The organism is Photobacterium obscurum, assembly GCF_026191635.1.
In the GTDB taxonomy this organism is placed as follows: Bacteria; Pseudomonadota; Gammaproteobacteria; order Enterobacterales; family Vibrionaceae; genus Photobacterium; species Photobacterium obscurum.
Genome location: NZ_JAKRRW010000001.1, coordinates 277,610 through 299,664 on the forward strand (window position 1 = coordinate 277,610; position 22,055 = coordinate 299,664).

At 45.1% G+C, this 22,055-nt stretch carries 21 protein-coding genes; 14 read left to right on the forward strand and 7 right to left on the reverse strand.

The genetic code is table 11. The features are described 5' to 3' along the window. Window positions 1-5 precede the first annotated feature (5 nt). From MD588_RS01215 to MD588_RS01270, 12 genes are all read left to right on the forward strand, one after another. Complete coding sequence (locus MD588_RS01215) at window positions 6-1,253, forward strand: AAA family ATPase (RefSeq protein ID WP_265694939.1); 1,248 nt, start codon at window positions 6-8, stop codon at window positions 1,251-1,253. Continuing rightward, window positions 1,250-2,518 (forward strand): CpaF family protein, encoded by a 1,269-nt coding sequence (locus MD588_RS01220; RefSeq protein WP_265694940.1) that lies wholly within the window; start codon window positions 1,250-1,252, stop codon window positions 2,516-2,518. Before MD588_RS01215 ends, MD588_RS01220 begins: the two co-directional genes overlap by 4 nt. 2 nt (window positions 2,519-2,520) lie before the next feature. Beyond that, on the forward strand, window positions 2,521-3,426 hold the full coding sequence (locus MD588_RS01225; protein WP_407676532.1) for a type II secretion system F family protein: 906 nt from the start codon (window positions 2,521-2,523) through the stop codon (window positions 3,424-3,426). After that, a complete protein-coding gene (locus MD588_RS01230; protein WP_265694942.1) occupies window positions 3,426-4,277 on the forward strand; it encodes a type II secretion system F family protein in 852 nt (283 codons plus the stop codon). Before MD588_RS01225 ends, MD588_RS01230 begins: the two co-directional genes overlap by 1 nt. Continuing rightward, window positions 4,277-4,975: a tetratricopeptide repeat protein gene (locus tag MD588_RS01235; RefSeq protein ID WP_265694943.1), complete on the forward strand. Its 699-nt coding sequence runs from the start codon at window positions 4,277-4,279 to the stop codon at window positions 4,973-4,975. The genes MD588_RS01230 and MD588_RS01235 overlap by 1 nt, the downstream gene beginning before the upstream one ends. 13 nt (window positions 4,976-4,988) lie before the next feature. Continuing rightward, complete coding sequence (locus tag MD588_RS01240; RefSeq protein WP_265694944.1) at window positions 4,989-5,465, forward strand: TadE/TadG family type IV pilus assembly protein; 477 nt, start codon at window positions 4,989-4,991, stop codon at window positions 5,463-5,465. After that, on the forward strand, window positions 5,455-5,970 hold the full coding sequence (gene tadF / locus MD588_RS01245) for a tight adherence pilus pseudopilin TadF (protein ID WP_265694945.1): 516 nt from the start codon (window positions 5,455-5,457) through the stop codon (window positions 5,968-5,970). Before MD588_RS01240 ends, tadF begins: the two co-directional genes overlap by 11 nt. Before the next feature lie 11 nt (window positions 5,971-5,981). Then, on the forward strand, window positions 5,982-7,433 hold the full coding sequence (locus tag MD588_RS01250) for a VWA domain-containing protein (RefSeq protein WP_265694946.1): 1,452 nt from the start codon (window positions 5,982-5,984) through the stop codon (window positions 7,431-7,433). 19 nt (window positions 7,434-7,452) lie between these two features. Beyond that, window positions 7,453-8,097 (forward strand): OmpA family protein, encoded by a 645-nt coding sequence (locus MD588_RS01255; protein ID WP_265694947.1) that lies wholly within the window; start codon window positions 7,453-7,455, stop codon window positions 8,095-8,097. A gap of 554 nt (window positions 8,098-8,651) precedes the next feature. Then, window positions 8,652-9,539, forward strand: a complete 888-nt coding sequence (locus MD588_RS01260) for a LysR family transcriptional regulator (RefSeq protein WP_265694948.1) — start codon at window positions 8,652-8,654, stop codon at window positions 9,537-9,539. A 147-nt stretch (window positions 9,540-9,686) separates the two neighbouring features. Then, a complete protein-coding gene (locus MD588_RS01265; RefSeq protein WP_265694949.1) occupies window positions 9,687-10,526 on the forward strand; it encodes a PhnD/SsuA/transferrin family substrate-binding protein in 840 nt (279 codons plus the stop codon). Between the two features lie 56 nt (window positions 10,527-10,582). Beyond that, window positions 10,583-12,418 (forward strand): response regulator, encoded by a 1,836-nt coding sequence (locus MD588_RS01270; RefSeq protein ID WP_265694950.1) that lies wholly within the window; start codon window positions 10,583-10,585, stop codon window positions 12,416-12,418. Window positions 12,419-12,428: 10 nt separating this feature from the next. On the opposite strand, the gene MD588_RS01275 is transcribed toward MD588_RS01270, so the two are convergent. From MD588_RS01275 to MD588_RS01295, 5 genes are all read right to left on the reverse strand, one after another. Then, complete coding sequence (locus MD588_RS01275; RefSeq protein ID WP_265694951.1) at window positions 12,429-13,274, reverse strand: nitrilase-related carbon-nitrogen hydrolase; 846 nt, start codon at window positions 13,272-13,274, stop codon at window positions 12,429-12,431. A 63-nt stretch (window positions 13,275-13,337) separates the two neighbouring features. After that, on the reverse strand, window positions 13,338-14,225 hold the full coding sequence (locus tag MD588_RS01280) for a glycine betaine ABC transporter substrate-binding protein (protein ID WP_265694952.1): 888 nt from the start codon (window positions 14,223-14,225) through the stop codon (window positions 13,338-13,340). A 12-nt stretch (window positions 14,226-14,237) separates the two neighbouring features. Beyond that, the gene (locus MD588_RS01285) at window positions 14,238-14,969 is read right to left on the reverse strand and encodes an ABC transporter permease (protein ID WP_265694953.1); all 732 of its coding nucleotides are present in this window, start codon (window positions 14,967-14,969) and stop codon (window positions 14,238-14,240) included. 3 nt (window positions 14,970-14,972) lie between these two features. Continuing rightward, entirely contained in the window at window positions 14,973-16,094 is a 1,122-nt protein-coding gene (locus MD588_RS01290; protein WP_265694954.1) for an ABC transporter ATP-binding protein, read from the reverse strand. Between the two features lie 27 nt (window positions 16,095-16,121). Next, complete coding sequence (locus MD588_RS01295; protein WP_265694955.1) at window positions 16,122-16,778, reverse strand: ABC transporter permease; 657 nt, start codon at window positions 16,776-16,778, stop codon at window positions 16,122-16,124. Window positions 16,779-17,202: 424 nt separating this feature from the next. Here MD588_RS01295 and MD588_RS01300 point away from each other — a divergent pair, with 424 nt between their 5' ends. Continuing rightward, on the forward strand, window positions 17,203-17,700 hold the full coding sequence (locus tag MD588_RS01300; protein ID WP_265694956.1) for a molybdopterin-dependent oxidoreductase: 498 nt from the start codon (window positions 17,203-17,205) through the stop codon (window positions 17,698-17,700). A 21-nt stretch (window positions 17,701-17,721) separates the two neighbouring features. Then, window positions 17,722-18,873, forward strand: coding sequence for a GGDEF domain-containing protein (locus MD588_RS01305; protein ID WP_265694957.1), 1,152 nt, complete (start codon window positions 17,722-17,724; stop codon window positions 18,871-18,873). Between the two features lie 84 nt (window positions 18,874-18,957). On the opposite strand, the gene yiaY is transcribed toward MD588_RS01305, so the two are convergent. After that, window positions 18,958-20,106 carry an L-threonine dehydrogenase gene (gene yiaY, locus MD588_RS01310; RefSeq protein ID WP_265694958.1) on the reverse strand — a complete coding sequence of 383 codons (1,149 nt, stop codon included), beginning with the start codon at window positions 20,104-20,106 and terminating at the stop codon, window positions 18,958-18,960. A 421-nt stretch (window positions 20,107-20,527) separates the two neighbouring features. Next, window positions 20,528-22,033, reverse strand: a complete 1,506-nt coding sequence (locus tag MD588_RS01315; RefSeq protein WP_265694959.1) for a lytic polysaccharide monooxygenase — start codon at window positions 22,031-22,033, stop codon at window positions 20,528-20,530. Window positions 22,034-22,055: the final 22 nt, after the last annotated feature.

Here is a 22,055-nt window from a genome sequence, read left to right on the forward strand (position 1 = left end):
TCACCATGTTTGATATTGCCAAAGCAATCAGTCAGTCGACCGAAAAAGACAAGGTTCAGCAGGGCCCTTCCGGGTGCAATTTGTTTTACCAAACCAGTCACTGCAAAGAACTGATCGAAGAAGTCTTCCGTTTCGAAGGCTGGGCTGACCCCCAGTGCGTCAAAAGCACCCTGCCGCAGGATCATCTCACGGCCAAAGAACTAGAAGAGATCATCATTCTGGAGCTTAATCAGTCGACCAGTGTCGTGGAAGATGCCAAAGCCTTTGCCAGCCGCCTGCCCAATCACAAGGGAATTATTGTTATCGGACAGGAAGATGCCATAACCACCTTGCGTGGACTGAAAGATATGGGGCTGTACTACCTGTTCTGGCCGGTCAACAAGCAAGAAGCCAGTGATTTCATTCGTCATGTACATTCTAATATCGGCCGTTTTGCCGGTGTCAGCCAGAATCGAAAAGCAAAAAAAGTCGCCGTTATCGGCAGCAAAGGTGGCGTAGGAACGACTCTGATCAGTGCAGAGATTGCCTGTGAACTGGCCAGTTCCGGCACTGATACGATTCTTGTCGATCACCAATATCACACCAGCAATATTGATATCACGCTTGGACTAAAAAACTTTGAAAAGCAAAATGCCGAGAACCTCGGACTGCAATTTCACGACATGGATGAAGAAAGTGCTGCGGGATATCTACAGCCTATCAGCAATAAGCTTCGGATGCTGTCACTGGCTGGTAACCTGCCTGTAACTGATCTACTAGGCTACAGCCACAACATTATTGATCTACTGCATCGCCAGGCAAACTTTATTATCGAGGATTATTCCGGTAGTACTGATTTCAAGGTGGACATTCCTTTAGTAGTAAAACGTAACGATATTGTCATGCTAGTACTCGACCCTACGGTAGCTTCGGTCAGAAATACCCGTCGGCTTATGGAATCAATACACCAATATCGGCAATTGGAGCAAAAAGAGCTACGCCTGTTCATCTTTGTCAATTTTCATCGTCCAGAGGTGTCATTCCCGCTGAAGCTCAAAGAAATCGAAGAGCACCTGGAATGCCAGGCAGATGTCGTACTGCCATACAACGCTAAAATCGCCAGCATATTGCTGCAAGGGCAGCGCCTGCATAAACAAAATGCCAGCCTTGCTCGGCCTTTTCGCAATATTTCACGATTGATGAACGGTAAGTTGCTCGACGACAACCCGCGCAAATTATCACTGGCACGACTACTGGGTCGAGATAAAGTATGAACAACAAATCTATCTACCTAGACTTCAGAAACAAAATCTTCGAAGTCCTGGATGCGCAGGCCGTCGCCAACATGAAAAAGCCTGAGCTAGAAGCCCAGGTACAAAAGGCTATCGAGATCCTGGCCAACAATTATTCGCGCCCGATCCCCGGAGTTGTGCGTAACAGTCTAGTTAAAAACCTCATTGATGAATTGGTTGGCCTTGGACCACTGCAACCGCTGATAGAAGATGACAGCATCAGCGACATTATGGTCAATGGCTGCAACCATATTTTCTTTGAGCGCCACGGTAAAGTGCATCAGTCAGATGTCAGCTTTGTCAACGAGGAACAATTGCTGGAAATCGCCCAGCGCATTGCATTCAGAGTTGGCCGACGGATCGATGAATCCTCACCGATGGTTGATGCCCGCCTTGAAGACGGCAGTCGAGTCAATATCGTGATCCCACCAATCACCCTCGATGGTACTTCAATCTCGATCCGTAAATTCAAGGAAAGTAAAATCGGCCTTGAGGAGTTAATTGGCTTTGGTGCTATCTCTCCCGAAATGGCTCGTGTACTAATGATCGCGGCTCGCTGTCGGCTCAATATCCTGATCTCAGGTGGTACCGGATCGGGAAAAACCACCCTGCTCAATGCGATGTCGCAATATATCAGCGAAGACGAACGAATAATAACCATCGAAGATGCCGCCGAGCTCAAGCTGCAACAACCCCACGTCGTCAGGATGGAAACCCGTCCTGCCAGCACGGAAAATACCGGGGCCGTATCCCAGCGAGATTTAGTGATTAACTCTTTGCGAATGCGTCCGGATCGAATCATTGTTGGTGAGTGCCGGGGTTCTGAAGCCTTTGAAATGCTACAAGCAATGAATACAGGTCATGATGGTTCAATGTCGACTCTTCACGCCAATACACCACGTGATGCAATTGCCCGAATTGAATCGATGGTAATGATGGCTAATCTGAATCTTCCCGTGGAAGCCATTCGACGTACTATTGTCAGTGCAGCCCACCTCATTATTCAGGTAAACCGCCTGCGTGACGGCTCACGCAAGATCACCAGCATTTCCGAAGTGATCGGACTCGAAGGTGACAATGTCGTAATGGAGGAACTGTTCCGCTTCCAGCCCAACGAAAGCCAGTCGCTTGAACAGGTGTCGGGGGACTTTGTCACGTCGGGGATCATGCAGCGCTCAATTCTGATGCAGCGTGCCAGCTATTGCGGCCTTCAGGATGAGCTAATGAGTGCATTCAGGAGCCTATAATGATCCTATCACTGTCTTTGATTCTTTTCGGCATCGCCGCTTACCTGCATGTGCAAAATAAAGCCGACCTTAAAGGGCATTTTTTGCTGAAAAATGCAGAGCAGGAAGAAACGGAAAGCTTTGAAGCCATCAATATCGGCTCGCTTCATAAGGCTCCCATCTACCAGAAACTGAAGGCATCGTTCGCCCCAGCTCTGGGTATGCTTGGAAGAGGGGCTGGGCTGAAACTAGCCGTCTATTTTTCGGTGATTACCCTTAGCGCGTTTTATATTAGCACCAAGATCTTATTGCTCAATAACTACTGGCTACCATTGCTCGCGCCATGCTTTGGTTTCTTGTTCGGCTGGCAATGGCTGTTAAACAAGCGCCGCAAAGAATTCGAGCAAACCTTTCCTGACGCGCTAAATATTATGATGAGTGCGATCACCGCGGGAGAGAGTATCACCCAGTCCATCTGTTACGTCGGTAAAACCCTGGATAATCGAATTGGTCATGAATTTCACAATATGGGCGAACACCTAAAGCTGGGCGAACCGCCCGAACAGGTATTCAAACGTGCGTGCAAGAACATTCCCTACCCGACTTTTCTGTTTTTTATTGTTACCATCCGGGCCAATATGGCCCGTGGCGGTCAACTGAAAAATGTAATGGCCCGTCTGATCCGGGTACTGGTTGATTCCCGTACCCTAGAAAAGAAAAAAATGGCGATGACTTCTGAGGCTCGCCTGTCAGCTAAAATTGTTGCCATCATCCCCTTTGCCTTTATGTTCCTGCTCAACTATATCAACCCGGATAACGTCAACTTTATCCTCACCGATCCAAGCGGTCGCTACATTCTCTATTACGTATTAGGCAGTGAATTTCTCGGTTTATTTATCGTGTGGTTGCTTGTAAAGGGGGTTCGCTAATGATATGGGCAATATTACTGCTACTCATCGGCGGGGTGCTAATTGCGGCCCTATTTACGTATATCGTAAACAAGAAAATTCTTAAAAAAAATATTCAGAGTTTTCTCGATATTCGCAAGCAAACAACACTTTCGCAACTCAATAATTTCCTGGCTACCATTGGCCGGGGGCAACAGGCCGATCTGGAAAAAAAACTTGTCGATGCCGGGATCTACAACCAAAAACTCGCCAAGTATTACCTACCGGCAAAATTTGCCACTCTGTTGATCACTGGCCTTATCATTGCCCTCACCAATATGGAGTTAACTAACAAAGGTTTAGTTGGGGCTCTTTGTCTAATTGCGATTCTGGTCGTACCGGATATGTTTCTGGATCTAAAGAAAAAAGCCGTCGCCAAGAAAACTTCACGCCAGCTTCCATATATGCTGGATATGATGGCTGTCTGTATCCAAACCGGAATGACAATTGAAGCATCGCTAGGCTATCTCAGCAAAGAGCTAATGGCCTTCGATAAAGATCTCTGCTACCACATTCGCAAAACAGCAGATGCTGCCAAAGTTCAGGGGCTTGAAAAAGCACTCTATGATTTCGGTGACCGATTACCAACCCCTGAAGTACAAAGTTTTATCTTCACTCTGATTCAAAACCTGCAATACGGAACATCTATTGCCAACGTACTCAGTTCACTTGCCGAGGACATGCGCAAAATGCACGTGTTGGCCATGGAAGAAAAGATTGGCAAGCTCTCCGCCAAAATGAGTATTCCGCTGATTTTATTGATTATGTTCCCGATTGTAATCCTGATCCTCGCGCCGGGAATCATGCAAATGTCATTGGATATTGTTAATTAATGAAAAAGTTATACATTCTATTATTAACTGCCCTGTTACTTAGTGGCTGTGTTACCCAACCACTTCCAGATAAAACCGAAGCCAATCTGATTGCGGCCAAAAATTACCAGGGGCTCACTGACTACTACAAATCACAGCTGCAACATTCGCCTGATAATAAAGAATTGATGGCCAAGCTAACCGGCGCCTACTTCAAAATTCATGATTTAGAGTCGGCACAATTCTATACCCGTTATTTGCTAAAACTTGGCTATAGCAGCCCAGATTTCCTCTATCTGGCCGGTAATGTTTTTATGGCATCGGAACAGTATTCACAAGCCATAGACACTCTTATAAAAGCACAGGTCAAAGGGTATGAAAAATCTAAACTCAATATCAGTCTCGGCATTGCATACAGCAATCAGGGTGAATTTGAACTAGCACAAAATCAATTTAACATGGCACGCCTGAAGGGCCATGACGATATCACGGTCAAAAATAACTTGGCTGTGCTCTACATCGTCAAACAGCAGCCCGATGAAGCAATCCGAATTCTGACACCGGTGTATCAGGCATACCCTGATAATGACAAAGTGAAAATGAACCTTGCGGTAGCGCTCATCAAATCGAAAGACTATGTGACAGCCCGTCAGTTGCTAAAGAGTGACTATTCCGATGAAGAACTCATCCCGCTAATGCAATCAATCAAAGCGTTGTAACAGGATGACGAAAATGAAATCACTCCGGAAACAGAAAGGGGTCTTCAGTATAGAGTTTGCTCTAGGTGCGATAGTGCTATTCATGACCACGTTTGCAGTCTTCGAGATCTGCCGTTTTATCTATATTGTCAACCTGACCGAAACCGCGCTCCGGGAGTCAGCCCGTGATACGCGATTATATGAAAAGCAGCAAAGCAACTTGGATTACCAGCAGCGATTTCAGCAAATGTTCAAACAGCAAAGCACTTTATGGCACTACCTGGTTGCCCCAAAACGCTGCAACCTGGAGATTGATTACTATCAAAGCTATTCAGACTTAGTAAACAGTAATAAGGTTCCCAGCTGTAATGACTGCCCACTTGCTCAATACACGGTGACTTACCGCTATATACCTGCAATGCGTATTCCGGGGATCACTGAAAGAACCATTAAACGTTCCATGCTAATGGTTCAGGAACATGAAGGATGGGATAAAGAAAATGAGAAATAACCAACGAGGCGTCTTCGCGATTGAAATGGCCTTTGTGATGTTCTTTCTCGCTGCCTTACTGTTTTTTACCGGTGATATCGCCTACAAACTGTTCAACAGAGGTAATCTGGATCGGGCCAGCTACTCACTGGTCAATATTGCCAAAGAACGAAGCCGATTTTATGGCAAGCGATTGGAGTTAAGCCAGCAAGATGTGAATGGTCTTGAAACGATCGCCAAACGATTACTCGGTGATCGTAATCACTTTGGTTTACGAGTTGAATCCTTGATCAACGGAAAATATCAGGAATTCAATAACACCGTTGACAGCTCAACAGCCTGCTCTTCAATAGACAGCCTCACTAATCAAAAAAAAGAAGAACTGGTACCTGTCAGCTTACAAGGCAAAAAATTTCCGCTATATCAGGTCACCCTCTGTTATAGCGTCGACAATTGGTTTGACCGTTTTATGGGCAAAAATAAAAACAGTAACCTTCATTCTTCATCAGTGATCGTAGGGCGTTAATGATGACAATAATGATGCGTAAACAACGCGGCGCTGCTGGAATCTACATGGCCTTATTGCTTATTCCGCTTTTTGGCGCAATATTTCTTGCTCTGGAAGGAACGCGCTATATTCAGAAGCAGAATCGACTTGCCGACGGTGCCGAGGCTGCCGCTCTTGCGGTGACGATGGCAAACCATGGCAATACCTCGTCTTATGAAAAAGATCTTGCTGAAAAATATATTCAGTCATATGTGCGCGATATCAAGAATATCAGCCAATTAGAAGTAACTAGCAAAGAAGGCCAAACAATTATCCCTTCTTCAGAAGGGAACATTGAAAAAAACTATACCCAATACAAAGTCACGGCAAAAACCAGTCATAACTCCTGGTTTTCGAACACCTTGATCCCAAGCTTTTCACCGACTGAAACGATTGCCAACCAGGCAGTGGCGAGGAATTATCCTGAGATAGCGGGGGATATATATCTAGATATTGTATTTGCAGCTGATTTTTCAGGCTCAATGCGAAGAGACCGAATAAAAAGACTAAAAAAAGCAATCAATACAATAACAGAAAATTTATTAGAGAATGCTCCAGCAAAGAATGAAGATACAGTGAAGAATAGAGTTGCTATTGTCCCATTTAGTGACAGAACACAAGAAAAGATAGGTACAGAGCGTGTTTGTGCCACACAGCTAGCATACAGAAATGACTATGATTCTGGGCTTTCATCGACCACATACGAACAAGTTAATTGGTATTATTGGGCAGAACAATCACCTGAATACACATATGAGTGCGCTTCAGACGAAAGTAAATGTACTAATTACAGCAATAGTCATAAAGAAAACCAATCTGCAAGAAGAGCAGTATGGGGAGGGGTAGAAAATTTTAACTATATTCACTACACCAATAGTATAAAGTTTCTTTTTGATAACAAAGTCCTGAAAAACAAATTACATTTCCGTTCAAATGCAGAAAATAAACGTTTTTCAGATCTATGCAAAGGTAACTTTTGGACAGTTCCATTAACGGATAATAAAGAAAAATTTCTTACCGACCTTAAGGAAATGGAACCAAGAGGAAGGACTTCTGCTTATCAGAGCATAATACGTTCAGCTCAAATAATGAAAGAAGGGATAGTTGACAAAAAACATAATAGCAAAGAAAGTGATAACCGTAAAAGAATGATACTAATACTTACCGATGGTGAAGAATCGAAACCTAAAATCCTTAATACTTTAGTAGCAGATGGAATGTGCAATACCATTAGAAACGAATTTAATGAGCTATATATCGGAGTATTAGGTATCGGTTACAACCCCAACAATACAGGTTACAGTAACTGTGTGATAGACCCTAAAAATGACATTAAATATGTAAAAAATCTTTCTTTACTTCTTGATGAAATAAATGAGTTGATCAAAAAAGGCGCCCAGACAGATGGCACAGCCAAACTGCACTACCGCTTTACAGACTAGTTTATAGAGAACTAAAACAATGATGAAAAATCTACTGATACTAATAACATGTTTAGCCTCAACCGCCGTGAATGCCCAAACTGGCTTCAATGATTTGCTGGTAAAATACTGCGGCAAATCGAGCCACAATACCAGCCAGTCAATATCAATTGATCAGGTGACTGCTATTGGCCTTCACCGTGACGGCTATCTGAAAATCGAGAAGCAAATTCATGATCCCGAACTTCAGCTTCGACTTATCAAGCTTGCCAACAAGGTCGATATTGATACAGGCTGTATGGAATATCTTGATGCCACCAAATTGATGTCGGCGCATAAAGCACCGGAAGCTGATAATGATGAACTCATTGCAAGGGTCTATTTTGATTTTGATCGCTATACATTAACACCGGAATCACGACAAATTCTGGATGGTATTACAACACGGTTGCTCAGCCAGAAGGAAATTATCCGCATTGATGGCCATACAGACAGTACTGGAAACAAAAAGTACAATGCCCTACTTGGATTACGCCGCGCTGATAGCACCTCTGACTACCTTGTTGATAAGGGAGTGGACAAAACTCAGCTCAAGGTAATTAGCCACGGCGAAGAGCAACCACTGAAAGACAACACCACCAGCGACGGTAGAAAAGCAAATCGCCGTGTAGAAATATTACTTTAATTAGTACTGATTACTCCCTATTTACAAAAACCGCTCCTGTACCGAGCGGTTTTCGTACATCATAGCCTCATTAGAACCATCCGTTTACCTACCAACTCAGACGAAACAGCAGAATTTCCTCAAAGATTCTGTCTATATCTTACTCAACCATGAAAAAAGTGGCGGCCATCAACCAGATGATACACAACTCTTTCATTGGTTGTGCCTGGACACTAACTGATAACAACTTGCACTCATATAGCCCCGTTTATTTTCTATCACCACATGTTATTAATATATGTAGTTCAATTACGCTGCCATCAGACAATTAATTACATAAATGTATTTTATAACTTTCTAACAATAAGATAGAGAATACTATAAGTCTATTTTATACATTATGATGCTTATTCTTATCATCAAATTTATAGTCATATAACACTTTGACATATACCTGCAAAGGATTTAGTTTATGCAAAAGAATACAGAATCAGTGTTCAATTAGCATAATAACAAGTCAAAAAATACATGGTTGTGAAATCATTACAATATTGTCTTTGAAGAAGAAGTGGCAAATGAAGATCCAGCTTGAAAACATTAATTCTTTCATCGCGGCCGCTGAAACTGGCTCATTCAGTGCTGCTGGAAGAAAAATCAACAAAACACAAGCGGCGGTTAGCCAGTCAATTCAAAATCTTGAAATTGATCTTGGTTATCAACTATTTAACCGTTCAAAGAAATACCCGACGCTGACTCAAAAAGGCGAGCGTGTATATAAAAACGCCAAAGCAATGATTAACCAATACGATATTTTCATTGAGCGTTCAACAGCACTGCTTTCAGCTACTGATACCAATATTAATATCGGAATAGATCCATTAATTTGCGGCCCCCATATTCAGGACTTGCTGTTACGTTTTTCAAAGCAGTTTCCTGCTATCGAAATTACCTTGCAGCAACAGAACAGTCAGTCATTAAAAGAGCAACTCAAGAATAAGCAACTTGATATGGTATTAGGCCTTTTCCCTCTTAATGAAAAAAAAGGCTTCGATTTTACCACAGCATTCCACATCAATACCGTATGGGTTGCCTCACCCGAGTTTATTGAGTCTCACGGCTCAACCTTGACATTTGCAGATTTTTGTAATACTAAACTCTTGCTACCATGCTCCGATCTCCACATGATGGGGCTCGATGAAATTGAAACCGCCTCACATTGCTGGAATGTCGAAGATCTCAATACCCTACTCCACTTATGCAAAAAAGGAATGGGAGTAACACTCCTGCCAAATTTTGTGGTTGAGCATGACCTCAACAATGGCAACTTACAACGCATCGCTTTGGCATTTAATCAGACCGTACAAGATAGCTGGAAAGCTTCACTACTATGGGCACAGCATTCAGAATTCAGTGAGCCATTGCAATGGCTGCACGAACAAATCGTAAATGCAGACCGAGACTAATCGCTTTGCCAGCAAACTGACAACAGCCTAGTTCCCTTCGCTATGCCCAAAGCAACAAACATTTAATACTTTGGGCTCGTAACCAGTAAGTACAACATGGCCTGTTAATTGCTCTCTTTTAAGTTTAATCATTATTGGAGAGCAGCCATGAGAATACTTCGATTTTTGTTAATTCCTTTTGCATTTATAAGCTTACCTGCGCTCTCTGATATCCAGTTAACCTTTGGCGTATACACGTCAGATAAAGCAACTGCCATGGTCAAGCAGTTTCGTCCCGTTCTCAATGCGCTAGAAGCTAAAATGACAACCAAACTGGGAGAGTCTGTGCATATTAGGATGCAAATTTCAAAGAGCTATCAACAGGGGTTAGCAAATTTGGTCGAAGGTAAGGTTGATTTCGCTCGGTTTGGACCAAGTTCTTACATTTTGGCTAAACAATCGAACCCGGAGATCAAGATCTTAGCCATTGAAAATAACAAAGGAGGAAAGACTTTTAATGGGGTTATATGCGTTCATAAAAATAGCAGTATTCAATCGGCTAAAGAGTTAACTGGGAAGTCATTTGCATTTGGCGATGAAAACTCGACCATTGGCCGCTACTTATCACAAAGCTATCTTGCTGATCACTCCATCACAGCTCAAGAATTAGACTCATTCGAATACTTGGGGCGTCACGACAAAGTGGGTGCTGCCGTCGCATCAGAGCAATATGACGCAGGGGCTTTAAAAGAGAGTACTTTCAAGAAATTGATACGTAACGGTGCTCCGCTTAGAGTCATCGCCAGTTTCGAAAACATCACCAAGCCTTGGATTGCCAGTTCCTCATTAGCACCCGATGTCGTCACAAGCTTAACGACCAGCTTAATCGAGCTGGAGGATCCGAAGGCATTAAAAGCCATCAAGAAAGATGGATTTCTTCCCGGCACGGACAGTGATTATGAGAAAGTCCGTGTCGCAATGGCCGATAAGCGCTTTTTCTCTGAATAGGTCCAGCTATGGCTACTTATACCCCGTCCTTTCCTCTCTGGCTAAAGTATACCCTGATGATCACGCTGATTACTTCGGTTCTCAGCTTTGGAGCCGGGGAAATAGTTCGAGTATTCGAGAGAACGTACTTGGAAGAAAAAGTAGACCTGCAGCTAGAGAATTATTTTAACGCATTGTCTTCAACGACCATTGAAAATGTTCTAACTGAAGATATCCCCCATCTAGAAACAATACTGGAACAGGCAGCGTCACACAGCCCGGAGCTTATTTACGTACAAATCACTAATGAAGCCGGTAAACTATTAGCACGTTGGGGTGAAGCACCAAGAGCAAGTAACGGCTTGAGCGCACAGTATCAGCGCACCATAAGCCTTGAAGGTGAAGTCTTTGGCTTCATACGCCTGGCTATAAGCAAAGAGAAGTACTTAAATGAAATCAATCACCATGTCGATCTGATGCGCTACTTTTCCGCGACTTCATTACTCTTACTTGGCTGCTTTAGTTATTTCCTTACGCAATATCTACTGCTCTCTCCAATAGACAAAATTAACCGAAAATTATTATCTATTCAGAATCTTGCCCAATCCGTTGAGCCAGTTCCAGAGCAGCTATCAGAACTGGAACGACTCAACCGTTCCGTCAATACACTCCGCGAGGTGTTATTGGCGCAGAAAGAAAAAGAACATCAACTTGAAGTAGCCCGAAAACGAGCAGAGGAAGCCAATAGGAGCAAAACAGAATTCATTGCGACAATGAGCCATGAAATTCGAACCCCTATGAATGTTATCCTAGGCTCACTGGACATATTAAAAGATGAAATCCAGTCAAGCACGGCTATCCAATTAACCAATACTGCACAAAGTGCCGCCAAGCTACTACTCAGCCAACTCAACGATATATTGGATTATTCAAAGCTTGACGCAAATAAAATGATACTGAGTGACGAGCCCTTTTCTCCGGTCAGGGTAGCAGAAAATGTTATCGCACTATTTTCATCGGAGGCTGAACAAAAACAACTCTCCCTCACCCTTCATTCAGACATATCCTGTCAAACAGAGTTAATAGGTGATAAAGGAAAAATCTCACAAATACTAACTAACTTAATAGGTAATGCTCTTAAATTCACCGAAAAAGGTTGTATTACTCTCTCATTGAACAGTCAAGAAAATCGCGATAGCACGGAAATAACATTCAAACTGGAAGACAGCGGCATTGGTATTGCGAAAGATAAATTGCAGTCTATTCTCGAGCCTTTTGTTCAAAGTGATCCCTCTTTTTCCAGACGCTATGGCGGTGCAGGCATGGGGCTATCGATCAGTAGTAAACTACTCGCCTTAATGCGGAGCGAGCTAAAGGTTCAGAGTACACTCGGCGAAGGCTCCGTCTTTTCCTTTAAGTTAATCCTCCCACAAACACAACAGAAGTCTGATAGGAAAAACACAATAACCCCGACCATAAAGCAGCAATCATTGCCGATATTACTGGTCGAAGATAGTCCTTCAAACCAACTCATCGCTAAAACAATACTCGCAAGGCACGGGTTTCAGGTTGATACGGCCAATAATGGCTTAGAGGCCATTCAGGCTATCCGGAATAAAAGGTTCGCATTGATATTGATGGATTTACAAATGCCGGAAATGAATGGCTTCGATGCATGTTGTGAAATACGCAGATTTGCCAACATCAAAAAACAGATTCCAATTGTTGCTATGACAGCAAATGTTAGTAATACAGACAGGCAACAGTGCCTGTCTGTTGGTATGGATGACTTTTTAACCAAACCAATTAACAAACAGAAAATGCTCCAAGTCATCTGTTATTGGCTTGGTCGAAACCATCAAGACACGCAACCGGGCACTAACCAGCTGCTGCCATTACCTAAGAGAGCCTAACGAATGTAGACTAGCGACCAATTCGTTTGTGCAGAAGATCCAACACCAGTCTGTTGTCAGCATCACGGATTGTCGGCAGTTGGAAGCGCGCAGTACGGGTATCAGACAAGGTCACAACGCCAGAAATCAGAGTCTCTTCCATACCAGCTTCTGCAATACAGTTGCCGAATGCATCCATAATGCGTGAACCGCCCCAGAACTGACTATTTCCTTCACGGGCACAGCTATTAGCCATCAATAGCGGTACACCGTAAGTCATCGAAATAAAGTCGGTGTTGGTTTTCCACCCTTGCGGATTTGAAAACTCATCAGAAACAATATCTGCAGCAGAATTTACCGGTGCCAGCATCAACGCAGGCTTGTCCAGCATCGCCAAATGCGGCAGCGCCGGGTTCCACAGATCGGCACAAATCAGGGTATGCGTCAGCCAGCCCTTGAACGGCTCACAAGGTTCCAAATCCTGCCCTTTGCTGTACCATTTTGCTTCTTCCAGCCCACCGTAGTTAGGTAGGTTGAGCTTACGGTGCAAGTGGATCAGCTGGCCATTTTTTACCATTCCCTGGGCGTTGTAAAACTCACCCGGTGCAGCTTCTTCCACGAAACCAAAGCAAACTGCCATCTCGCCCGCCGCAGCGGCCAACTCATCCAATAACGCAGCATCGGTGGCCATCGCCACTTCCAGCGTTTTTTCCTGCAAGCTATAGCCAGTTAACGATAGTTCAGGAAAGAGCAACAACTCAACGCCTGCTGAACGCGCCCTTTCGATATAGCTCAGGTGTTTCTCAAGGTTGGTTGCAACGTCACCCAGTACCGGGGCAATCTGGGCGATACCAACTTTCAATTCATTTTTCATCATTATGATTTCATCTATTAATAAAAAGGCCAGCACTCAGGCTGGCCTTTCCTTGCCAAATTACCGCTACAACAACTTGCTCTGGGTCAGGAAGTCTTGAGCGACACGCTCAATCGAGACTCCGTCAACATCAACTCGAGCATTGAGTGTCGCCATCACTTCGTCGTTCATCAGCTTGCCAAGCGCGTTCAACTGGTCTGCTAGTTGTGGATTGACCTCCAGTGTGTCTTTGCGAACAACCGGAGTCAGCGCATAGTTCGGGAAGTGTTTGCGGTCATCTTCCAATACATAAAAGTTAAATGCTTTCACCCGGCCATCGGTCGCAAACACCATCGAGATATCAACCACCTCTTGCGCCAGCGCCTGATAGACCAGACCCGAGTTCATTTTCTTCAGGTTACGGCGTGGCAACTCAAACTGATAGGCCGCCAGCAGCGACTTCAGGCCATCAGCACGGGCAGAAAACTCAATATTGCTCGCCAGCAAAGCATCTTTACCGTCTTCAGTCTGAAGCCAGGCCATCATGTCACTAATGGTTTTCAGGCCTTTTTCCTCGGCAAACCTTTTGCGCATTGCCAGCGCATAGGTGTTGTTTGCCTTTGATGGTGTAAGCCAAATTAGACCTTTCTTCGCATCCAGCGCCTTGACTCGGCTGTAGGTTTCTTCCGGACTGAGCTTTTCGGTCACCTTGTTATAAGTGATCAGGCCGGTCCCGGTGTATTCCCAGTACAGGTCAACTTGTCCATTTTCCTGAGCGGTACGCAATACTGTAGAGCCCATACCGTCACGCTGATCGACTTCATAGCCTAGACCTTGCAGGTACTGGGCTGTCATCGAAGACATGATTAACTGCTCGGTAAAACCTTTACCTCCGACTACCAGCTTGGCGGCCACTGCCGATTGGGATAGTGCCAGCACCATAACCGCAGCCATTATACGTGTCATAAACGTCATCTCTCAGACTCCTTAGTTACGGTTCGGGTTTACACCCTTGCTGACAATCGCAAAGGTAAGCATGCCAAGCAAGATGTCGGCAATCAGGGCAAGTACCGCTGTCGGGATCGCTCCGGCCAGCATCATCGGCGTGTCGTACAAATCGATACCAGCAAAAATCAATTCGCCCAGACCTGTCCCGCCAATCTGAAACGCCAGCGGTACGGTACCAATGTTGATTGCAATCGCGGTTCGAATACCCGCCATAATCACATACAGTGCATTGGGTAATTCAACTTTCACCAATTGCTGCCACGGCGTTAGGCCAATACCGGTCGCTGCTTCTTTTAGGTGAGCTGGCACCGAGATCAAGCCTGTATAGGTGTTACGCAGAATAGGCAGGACCGATGCTATCGCCAACGCAAATACCGCCGGTTTATCACCAATTCCCATAAAGCTCATCGCCAATGCCAGTACCGCCAATGTCGGTACTGTGGTGCCGATATTGAAGATTTGCATAAAGATATCTGCATAACGACGACAAGACGGACGGCTAAGCAGTACCCCCAGCGGCACACCAACCAGTACGGCAATCGAGCCTGAGATCAGGGTCAGCTTCATATGGTGGCCAGAGAGGTACACAATTTCGTCCCAGTAAAAAATAAACTGGTCAACGAAGCCGGACGATTGCGCCCAAATGCCCACCATAAAGACGGTGAAGAACATCAGCGCGTTGAAGTAAGGACTCAGATTAATCGACTTCATCTCTTACCCCTTGGTTCGGAAACTGGCTCCCAGGTGGTGAGTAATACCACGCTGTGAAATCTCGCCACACAGGCAGCCTTGCTCATCAACCACAGCCAACCAGCTGATATCATGGGCGAACATCTTAGATACCACCGCTCGTAGGTCCTGCTCTGGCTTCATCAGGATCGGTAGGCCATCAAAATGCTCACCACACAGACCACGTTGGCTTGTTGCCACCGACTTGTTGATCACCCCAATTGGCTGGTTCAGCTTGTTGACCATCACGATCATGCCGTGGCCATACTCTTCCATCAGATGCTTGGCTTTTTCCAATGAATCCTCAGGGGCAACCCTTGGTACCTGGCGTTCCATTACCTCACCGGCGGTAGAAAGCTGCAGACGCTTCAAGGTGCGGTCGGTTCCGACAAAATCAGCAACGAAGTCTGTTGCTGGGCGCGCTAACAACTGATCCGGGCTTGAGTATTGCTCTAGTTGACCATCACGGAATATCGCGACTTTGTTGGCCATTTTCACTGCTTCATCAATATCGTGGGAAACGAACATGATGGTTTTCTGCAGCTCTTTGTTCATCTTCAGGAACTCTTCCTGAATCACATCGCGGTTGATTGGGTCAATCGCACCGAACGGCTCATCCATCAACAGGACAGGCGCATCGGCGGCTAACGCACGCACAACACCAACACGCTGCTGCTGACCACCCGACAATTCATTTGGATAGCGCTTCATAAAAGCATTCGGGTCAAGCGCAACCATGTCCAGCAACTCTTTGGCGCGATTAGTACAGCGCTTTTGATCCCAGCCCATCAGCTTGGGGATCAGAGCGATATTCTCTTCGATGGTCATGTTCGGGAACAGACCAATCTGCTGGATCACATAACCGATGTTGCGACGTAGGGTCACCGTATCAATGCCCGTGGTATCTTCACCATTGATGAAGACCTTACCCGAGGTCGGTGTCACCAGGCGGTTGATCATTTTTAATGTCGTTGTTTTACCGCAACCCGATGGACCCAGTAACACACAGATTTCACCGGTCGGAACTTCCATGTTGATATGATCGGCAGCCGTCACCACGCCTTGTGGTGTTTCGAAAATTTTTGTCAGGTTCTCAAGTTGGATCATGAAAACACCCTCTTAAATCGTAAAACGTTAGCCGTGAACTACAACGCCCTTAGGCGTGAACTTCTTCTGGATCATTGCCAGGATGGTATCGGCAAAAATGGCCAGCAAACTTACTGCCAATGCTCCCACGATCAGCTGGCGGGGATCAGACTGGCTAATGCCACGGGCAATAAACGTCCCTAAACCGCCGGCACCAATGTAAGTGGCAATGGCCATTACACCGATATTCATCACCACAGCGGTACGCACACCGGCCATGATGACAGGAATAGCCAACGGAATTTCAACCAAGCGCAAACGCTGCATATTGGTCAGGCCTATACCTCTGGCCGCTTCACGCAGAGCAGGATCGACATTGTTAATTGCGGTGTAAGTGTTTCGGATAATAGGCAGCTGAGAGTAGAGCAACACTGCTATCACCGCAGGTAAATAACCGATACCCTGGCCAATGACCGACAGTACCGGGATCATGATTCCGAACAAAGCAATAGACGGAATCGTAATAATGATGGACGCAACATACAGCACAATATTGGCTGCACGCTGATTCTGGGTAATCGCGATACCCACAGGTACCCCCATCAAAATAGCCAGGCCAACAGCAAGGCTAACTAGCGACAGGTGTTCCGCAGTACGGGACGCAATGATTTCCCAGTTGTCCAGAATGAAATTGAAAATTTCCAATTTGCACCTCTGGATGACAAGGTTAAACACAGATTGTTTTCAGGTCGCGCATTGAAGCGCTTAGATACAACCAAGGGTTATATAGACAGGGGAGTTCCCTGGCAGACATGGCGTTGAGCCATTAGCATCATTCAGCCCAGAAATCATTCTGGAGAATGAAAATTGAGAGGGGATTCTAGTGAGTTGGGAGATCGAGCTCAAGTTTTTTCCACTTTTATTTTGATCTAACCCTCTTACACATGGAGACAAACCAACAAATTACCGATTGAAATCCATTACATAAACTCATTTCCAATGAAATATCCCTCAAAGGCAGGTTATTTCAACTCTATCATTCATACTGTTTATTGATTAACATCTACACTATATGAAAACATGTACTTAAAATTCTAGTAACACTCGATAACCATTATGAGGTTTCAGGATGTCCATTAGGTTGTCATTCACTTTTGCTCGTTTTCTAGCATTGACGCTATTGTGTACCGTTTCTAACGCTGTATTGGCCTATGAAACGACCATTACTTTGGAAGGTAAAAATACGTCGGGACAGCCTGTCGAAGTCATACTCACTCGCTCGCAAATTGAACAACTCCCGCAGAGTACCCTAACAACCCACTTGCCTTGGTTCAAAGGCCAGGCCGAGTTCCAAGGTGTGAAACTCAAAACGTTACTCGAAACCTATCAACTTAAATCAAGCCAGATCACAATGGGGGCGCTAAATGACTATTCAGCGACGGTCAGCTGGAACGACATCGATAAATACGATCCCGTCGTGGCGATCAAAAAAGATGGGCAGTACCTCAGGATCCGTGACTATGGCCCATACTGGCTGGTTTTTTCTATCGACAAATATCCTGAGCTTAAACAGATGAAGTACCTGGCGAAAATGGTCTGGCAGTTGGAAACAATACAAGCGGAATAGTCTATGGTTCAAAGCAGTTTGATGACCACAAAACAAAAGCTGATGAAAAGAGTGTTGTATGTCATCACTCCCATATTGATGTTCAGTACCTTATCTGCCGTCAGTTACCTGAAGAACAATTCTGAAATTGTATCTAAAAGCCAAAATGAAGCCATCTGGTTTGTACTTCAACTCACCAAGGAGTATTCCGAGTTCATTTTCCAACTGCAGAACTACCAGTTCGGTCAAAGCGATCACAATGACATGATGATCCAATATGAAATTTTGTGGAGTCGATTCAACACTATAGTCAACAACAGCCAGGTTATGCATCTTGACCAGTTCAAGGGCACGCTCGACGAGATAAACCTGCACTTTACAAAGGTCAAAAGCCTTGAAAATATGCTACTTGAGCTGCCTTCTACCCAGAACGTAAAGCCACTTCTTGTTTCCTTCAGGGATGATTATGAAGATCTGATCATCTTCCTGAATTTCAAATTCCGGCTATCCAGTGGCGATCTCGGAGATAGAATCCAGGCCATCACCGAGACTGAAATGATTATCCGCTACCTAATCATCACGACGTTATTGATGGGTGGGCTAATGGCATTTTTACTGCTTCGAGAATCGCGCTCCCACCATAAACTAGCGATGAACGACGGCTTGACAGGCATCTACAATCGCTTGTGGTTGAACCAGAAACTGTATGCATTGGAGAGGCTTAATCAGTCTTTTACCTTCTACCTAATTGATCTCGACGGCTTTAAGCCTATTAACGATACCCTAGGTCACCATGCTGGTGATGAGCTACTGAAAAAGGTTGCTCATCGGCTGTCTCATTTGGACTCCGATACCTATCACGTTGCCCGAATGGGTGGTGATGAGTTCGCGATTATTGAACTTTGCTCGCCATCTACAAATAGTCAGGCTAACCACCCCCACTCTGACATTACCGACCTATTGACTGAGGTATTCGCTCAACCCTTTATGTTTGCCGGAGCGCTTCATCAAATCTCGGCAAGTATCGGTGTCAGTCAGTTTCCCAAACAAGCCAAATCTATTTCGGCAGTCTTGAAGCAAGCAGACTTCGCTATGTATGAAGTGAAACAGTGCGGGAAAGATGGCCTACGGCACTTCTCGTGCCGTTCAAAAGCCCCTTTCGATACACAAGAGGATCAGCCTATCATCGGCTAACTATCTTAAAATTTGGGCATAAAAAAAGCGGTCTTTCGACCGCTTTTTACTGTTTTGTATCAGCTAAGTACGACTAGGTCGTTCTTACATCGCCGCAGCGTAGATACCAGAGATCTCTTCGTGCGTCGCTTGTTTAGGGTTAGTGAAACCACAAGCATCTTTCAGCGCGTTATCAGCCAGTACAGAGATGTCTTCATCTTTCGCGCCTAGCTCTTTAAGGCCAGCAGGGATACCCACATCTTTAGACAGTACCTGAATCGCTTCCAGTGCCGCTTCTGCACCCTGCTCGGCAGTCATGCCTTCAACGTTAACACCCATTGCCTTAGCAACATCTAGCAGACGCTCAGGGCAAACCTGTGCGTTATAACGCTGAACGTGTGGTAGCAATACTGCGTTACATACACCGTGCGGAAGGTCGTAGAAACCACCTAGCTGGTGAGCCATTGCGTGTACGTAGCCTAGTGAAGCATTGTTGAATGCCATACCAGCCATGAACTGTGCGTATGCCATTTGCTCACGCGCTTCTAGGTTCTGGCCATCTTCAACTGCAGTACGTAGGTGTGCCTGAATCAATTCAATCGCTTTGATTGCAACAGCGTCAGTGATTGGTGTTGCTGCAGTAGAAACATACGCTTCGATAGCGTGAGTCAGTGCATCCATACCTGTTGCTGCTGTTAGCGATGCTGGCTTAGCAAGCATTAGTTTAGGGTCGTTAACAGACATTAGCGGTGTAGTGTTCTTGTCAACAATCGCCATCTTGATGTGACGTGCTTCATCAGTGATGATGCAGAAACGCGTCATTTCAGAAGCCGTACCCGCAGTAGTGTTAATAGCAATTAGCGGCAGCTGAGGTTTAGCTGACTGGTCAACACCTTCGTAGTCAGCGATTTTGCCACCGTTAGAAGCTACAAGTGCGATACCTTTTGCACAATCGTGCGGAGAACCACCACCTAGAGAGATTACGAAGTCACACTCATTAGCTTTTAGTAGTTCAAGACCCGCTTCAACGTTACCAATTGTTGGGTTTGGTTGTGTACCGTCAAAAACAACAGACTCAACTTCACGCTCAGCAAGCAGATCGGCAACCTGCTTAACCATACCAATTTGGCTTAGGATTTTATCAGTAACGATCAACGCTTTTTTAAAGCCTTGTGCTTTTACAGCATCTGCAGCTTCAGTTAGGCAGCCTGCCCCCATTAGGTTTACTGTAGGGATAAAAAATGCACTGCTCATGTTAATTCTCCATAATTATCAAATACTAATTACTTTAACTGACGAAGCCATCAAATTTTTTCGGCTTAACCTGTTACCTGTAATGAGTATCTCGAATACCCCATTCGGGCTAGGTGCTAATATCTAACACTGTCAAAATGTGCAACAAATTGATCTCGGACAATTTATGAAACGTGGAATTACATTGACGTTAATTTTTTTGAATTCGATCACCTTTTATCAACAAATATCGCCTTAATTGTCTACCCACAGAAACATTATCTTTCATCTGGTCATCGATATCGTCGAATAAATGCGAGGCATCGCACAAAAAAAAGCGCTGAACAATGTCAGCGCTTCTGATTAAAGACCGAGTTAAACGGTAGGTTATTCAGTCTTCGTTATTAGCGATTACATAAAATAGTTAGCTATTGGTGGACAACTATTGACGAATCCAGGCATCTTGCCATGCCGAACCAAACCCTGGCTCATAGTGAATGGCTGAATTGATATTACACCAACCACCTTCCGGATACGGACGGCACTGGTAAGTATTACCATCGCGCCCCTGTACGACAGTCTCACCCGGAACATATTGACCAATACCATCAGGGTAGACGTAGTCGAAATCCCCACCTGCCGATTGCTCTTTGATCGTGATCGGCTTCGTTTCAATCAGTTGATGCTCCGCATCTTGTTCCGCAGCATACACTTCAACCGTGAATTTGCCCGTTTGTGATGTAAACATACTCAAGGCAATTTGGCCGTTATCAACGATGTCGCTCGCAAGCGCTAGCTGGTGCCCAGTACTATCAAGCAACTTCATGTTGATCAGGTATCGTCCTTCAGAGCGAATATTGGCATTGATATAAGTCAGCCCTTCTTCATCTTGAGCATATTCTGCCTGCAAACCTTCAACATAAACCGGCTCGGGCTCAATCACATCACCATCACGAATATCAACGGCATAACTATAGTTAGCATTGGTCACAAAGACTTGATTGGCGTACAGATCACCTTGGCTATACACAACCTCACCAGAAGCCTCTTGGATACCCACTTGTGAAATAGCGCTATGCTTTTGATTCACAAGCTGTGCCAGCTCATACGACCATGCATTGATATCTTGGTTTGCCGCTGTGATCGGTAATTTTTCAAATACGACTTCGTTCCCCTGCGGCGAGAAAATACGGAACCACACCGTATCTCCAGCCTCTGCAGACACACCCGGTTTGACATATGGACCCAGTGCCGACCACTCTGGAGGCAAAGTATCCCCGTCAAACTTAATATCACTACAGTTATAGAATCCTTCACCAGCCGGATCGTCACGCTGCCAGCGAGTTACCAGAGTCGCTTCACCGCTGCGCCCTGAAGGCAGAGTGACATCCATGTAATAATAATTGCTGCCATCGACATTGATCTTTTCGATATTGCCAAATTCCTGGATCAGTTCCAGATCATCCCAACCAAGACGAGTATGGGCCGCGTTATAACCCGGTTTAGTCAAGTAAATCTGCCAGTGACTAGGGTTATGTGGCGCAGTCGCGCGGTACTTTAAGGTAAAGGTGCTACCCGACTGCATGTCTGTTCGTTGCCAATGCTGGGAGGCGACACTCATACCACTTTTGTTTTTATCACCACCGGAACAAATCAGGCCATCTTGCACAGCAGCCTTAACGGCATCCATATTGGTATAGTCTTTTACCAATGTGGCAAACTCGTTGACCTGCACAACCGGATAGGTACCCGACTCCAGAAATGAAGCCCGACAGGCTTCATTAGGGATCTGTGAGCCGTCCGATGCCCCCCAATGACCGCCACCTTCCTGGCATATCACCTGACGAGCTTTTGGAAAATCGGCCCAACCATGGGCACTTGCTTGAATTGGAACCAATGCAGCCAGTACGGAGCTTGCTGCAAAAGAAAGAGTAATTATTTTTTTCATTTTATTAGCTTCCTAATGAATG

What these genes read in the sequence shown, in the direction of transcription:
- MD588_RS01215 (WP_265694939.1), top strand. Translation starts at nt 6, where the DNA reads ATGTTTGATATTGCCAAAGCAATCAGTCAGTCGACCGAAAAAGACAAG.
- MD588_RS01220 (WP_265694940.1), top strand. Translation starts at nt 1,250, where the DNA reads ATGAACAACAAATCTATCTACCTAGACTTCAGAAACAAAATCTTCGAA.
- MD588_RS01230 (WP_265694942.1), top strand. Translation starts at nt 3,426, where the DNA reads ATGATATGGGCAATATTACTGCTACTCATCGGCGGGGTGCTAATTGCG.
- MD588_RS01235 (WP_265694943.1), top strand. Translation starts at nt 4,277, where the DNA reads ATGAAAAAGTTATACATTCTATTATTAACTGCCCTGTTACTTAGTGGC.
- MD588_RS01240 (WP_265694944.1), top strand. Translation starts at nt 4,989, where the DNA reads ATGAAATCACTCCGGAAACAGAAAGGGGTCTTCAGTATAGAGTTTGCT.
- tadF (WP_265694945.1), top strand. Translation starts at nt 5,455, where the DNA reads ATGAGAAATAACCAACGAGGCGTCTTCGCGATTGAAATGGCCTTTGTG.
- MD588_RS01250 (WP_265694946.1), top strand. Translation starts at nt 5,982, where the DNA reads ATGATGCGTAAACAACGCGGCGCTGCTGGAATCTACATGGCCTTATTG.
- MD588_RS01255 (WP_265694947.1), top strand. Translation starts at nt 7,453, where the DNA reads ATGATGAAAAATCTACTGATACTAATAACATGTTTAGCCTCAACCGCC.
- MD588_RS01260 (WP_265694948.1), top strand. Translation starts at nt 8,652, where the DNA reads ATGAAGATCCAGCTTGAAAACATTAATTCTTTCATCGCGGCCGCTGAA.
- MD588_RS01265 (WP_265694949.1), top strand. Translation starts at nt 9,687, where the DNA reads ATGAGAATACTTCGATTTTTGTTAATTCCTTTTGCATTTATAAGCTTA.
- MD588_RS01270 (WP_265694950.1), top strand. Translation starts at nt 10,583, where the DNA reads ATGATCACGCTGATTACTTCGGTTCTCAGCTTTGGAGCCGGGGAAATA.
- MD588_RS01275 (WP_265694951.1), bottom strand. Translation starts at nt 13,274, where the DNA reads ATGATGAAAAATGAATTGAAAGTTGGTATCGCCCAGATTGCCCCGGTA.
- MD588_RS01280 (WP_265694952.1), bottom strand. Translation starts at nt 14,225, where the DNA reads ATGACGTTTATGACACGTATAATGGCTGCGGTTATGGTGCTGGCACTA.
- MD588_RS01285 (WP_265694953.1), bottom strand. Translation starts at nt 14,969, where the DNA reads ATGAAGTCGATTAATCTGAGTCCTTACTTCAACGCGCTGATGTTCTTC.
- MD588_RS01290 (WP_265694954.1), bottom strand. Translation starts at nt 16,094, where the DNA reads ATGATCCAACTTGAGAACCTGACAAAAATTTTCGAAACACCACAAGGC.
- MD588_RS01300 (WP_265694956.1), top strand. Translation starts at nt 17,203, where the DNA reads ATGTCCATTAGGTTGTCATTCACTTTTGCTCGTTTTCTAGCATTGACG.
- MD588_RS01305 (WP_265694957.1), top strand. Translation starts at nt 17,722, where the DNA reads ATGACCACAAAACAAAAGCTGATGAAAAGAGTGTTGTATGTCATCACT.
- yiaY (WP_265694958.1), bottom strand. Translation starts at nt 20,106, where the DNA reads ATGAGCAGTGCATTTTTTATCCCTACAGTAAACCTAATGGGGGCAGGC.
- MD588_RS01315 (WP_265694959.1), bottom strand. Translation starts at nt 22,033, where the DNA reads ATGAAAAAAATAATTACTCTTTCTTTTGCAGCAAGCTCCGTACTGGCT.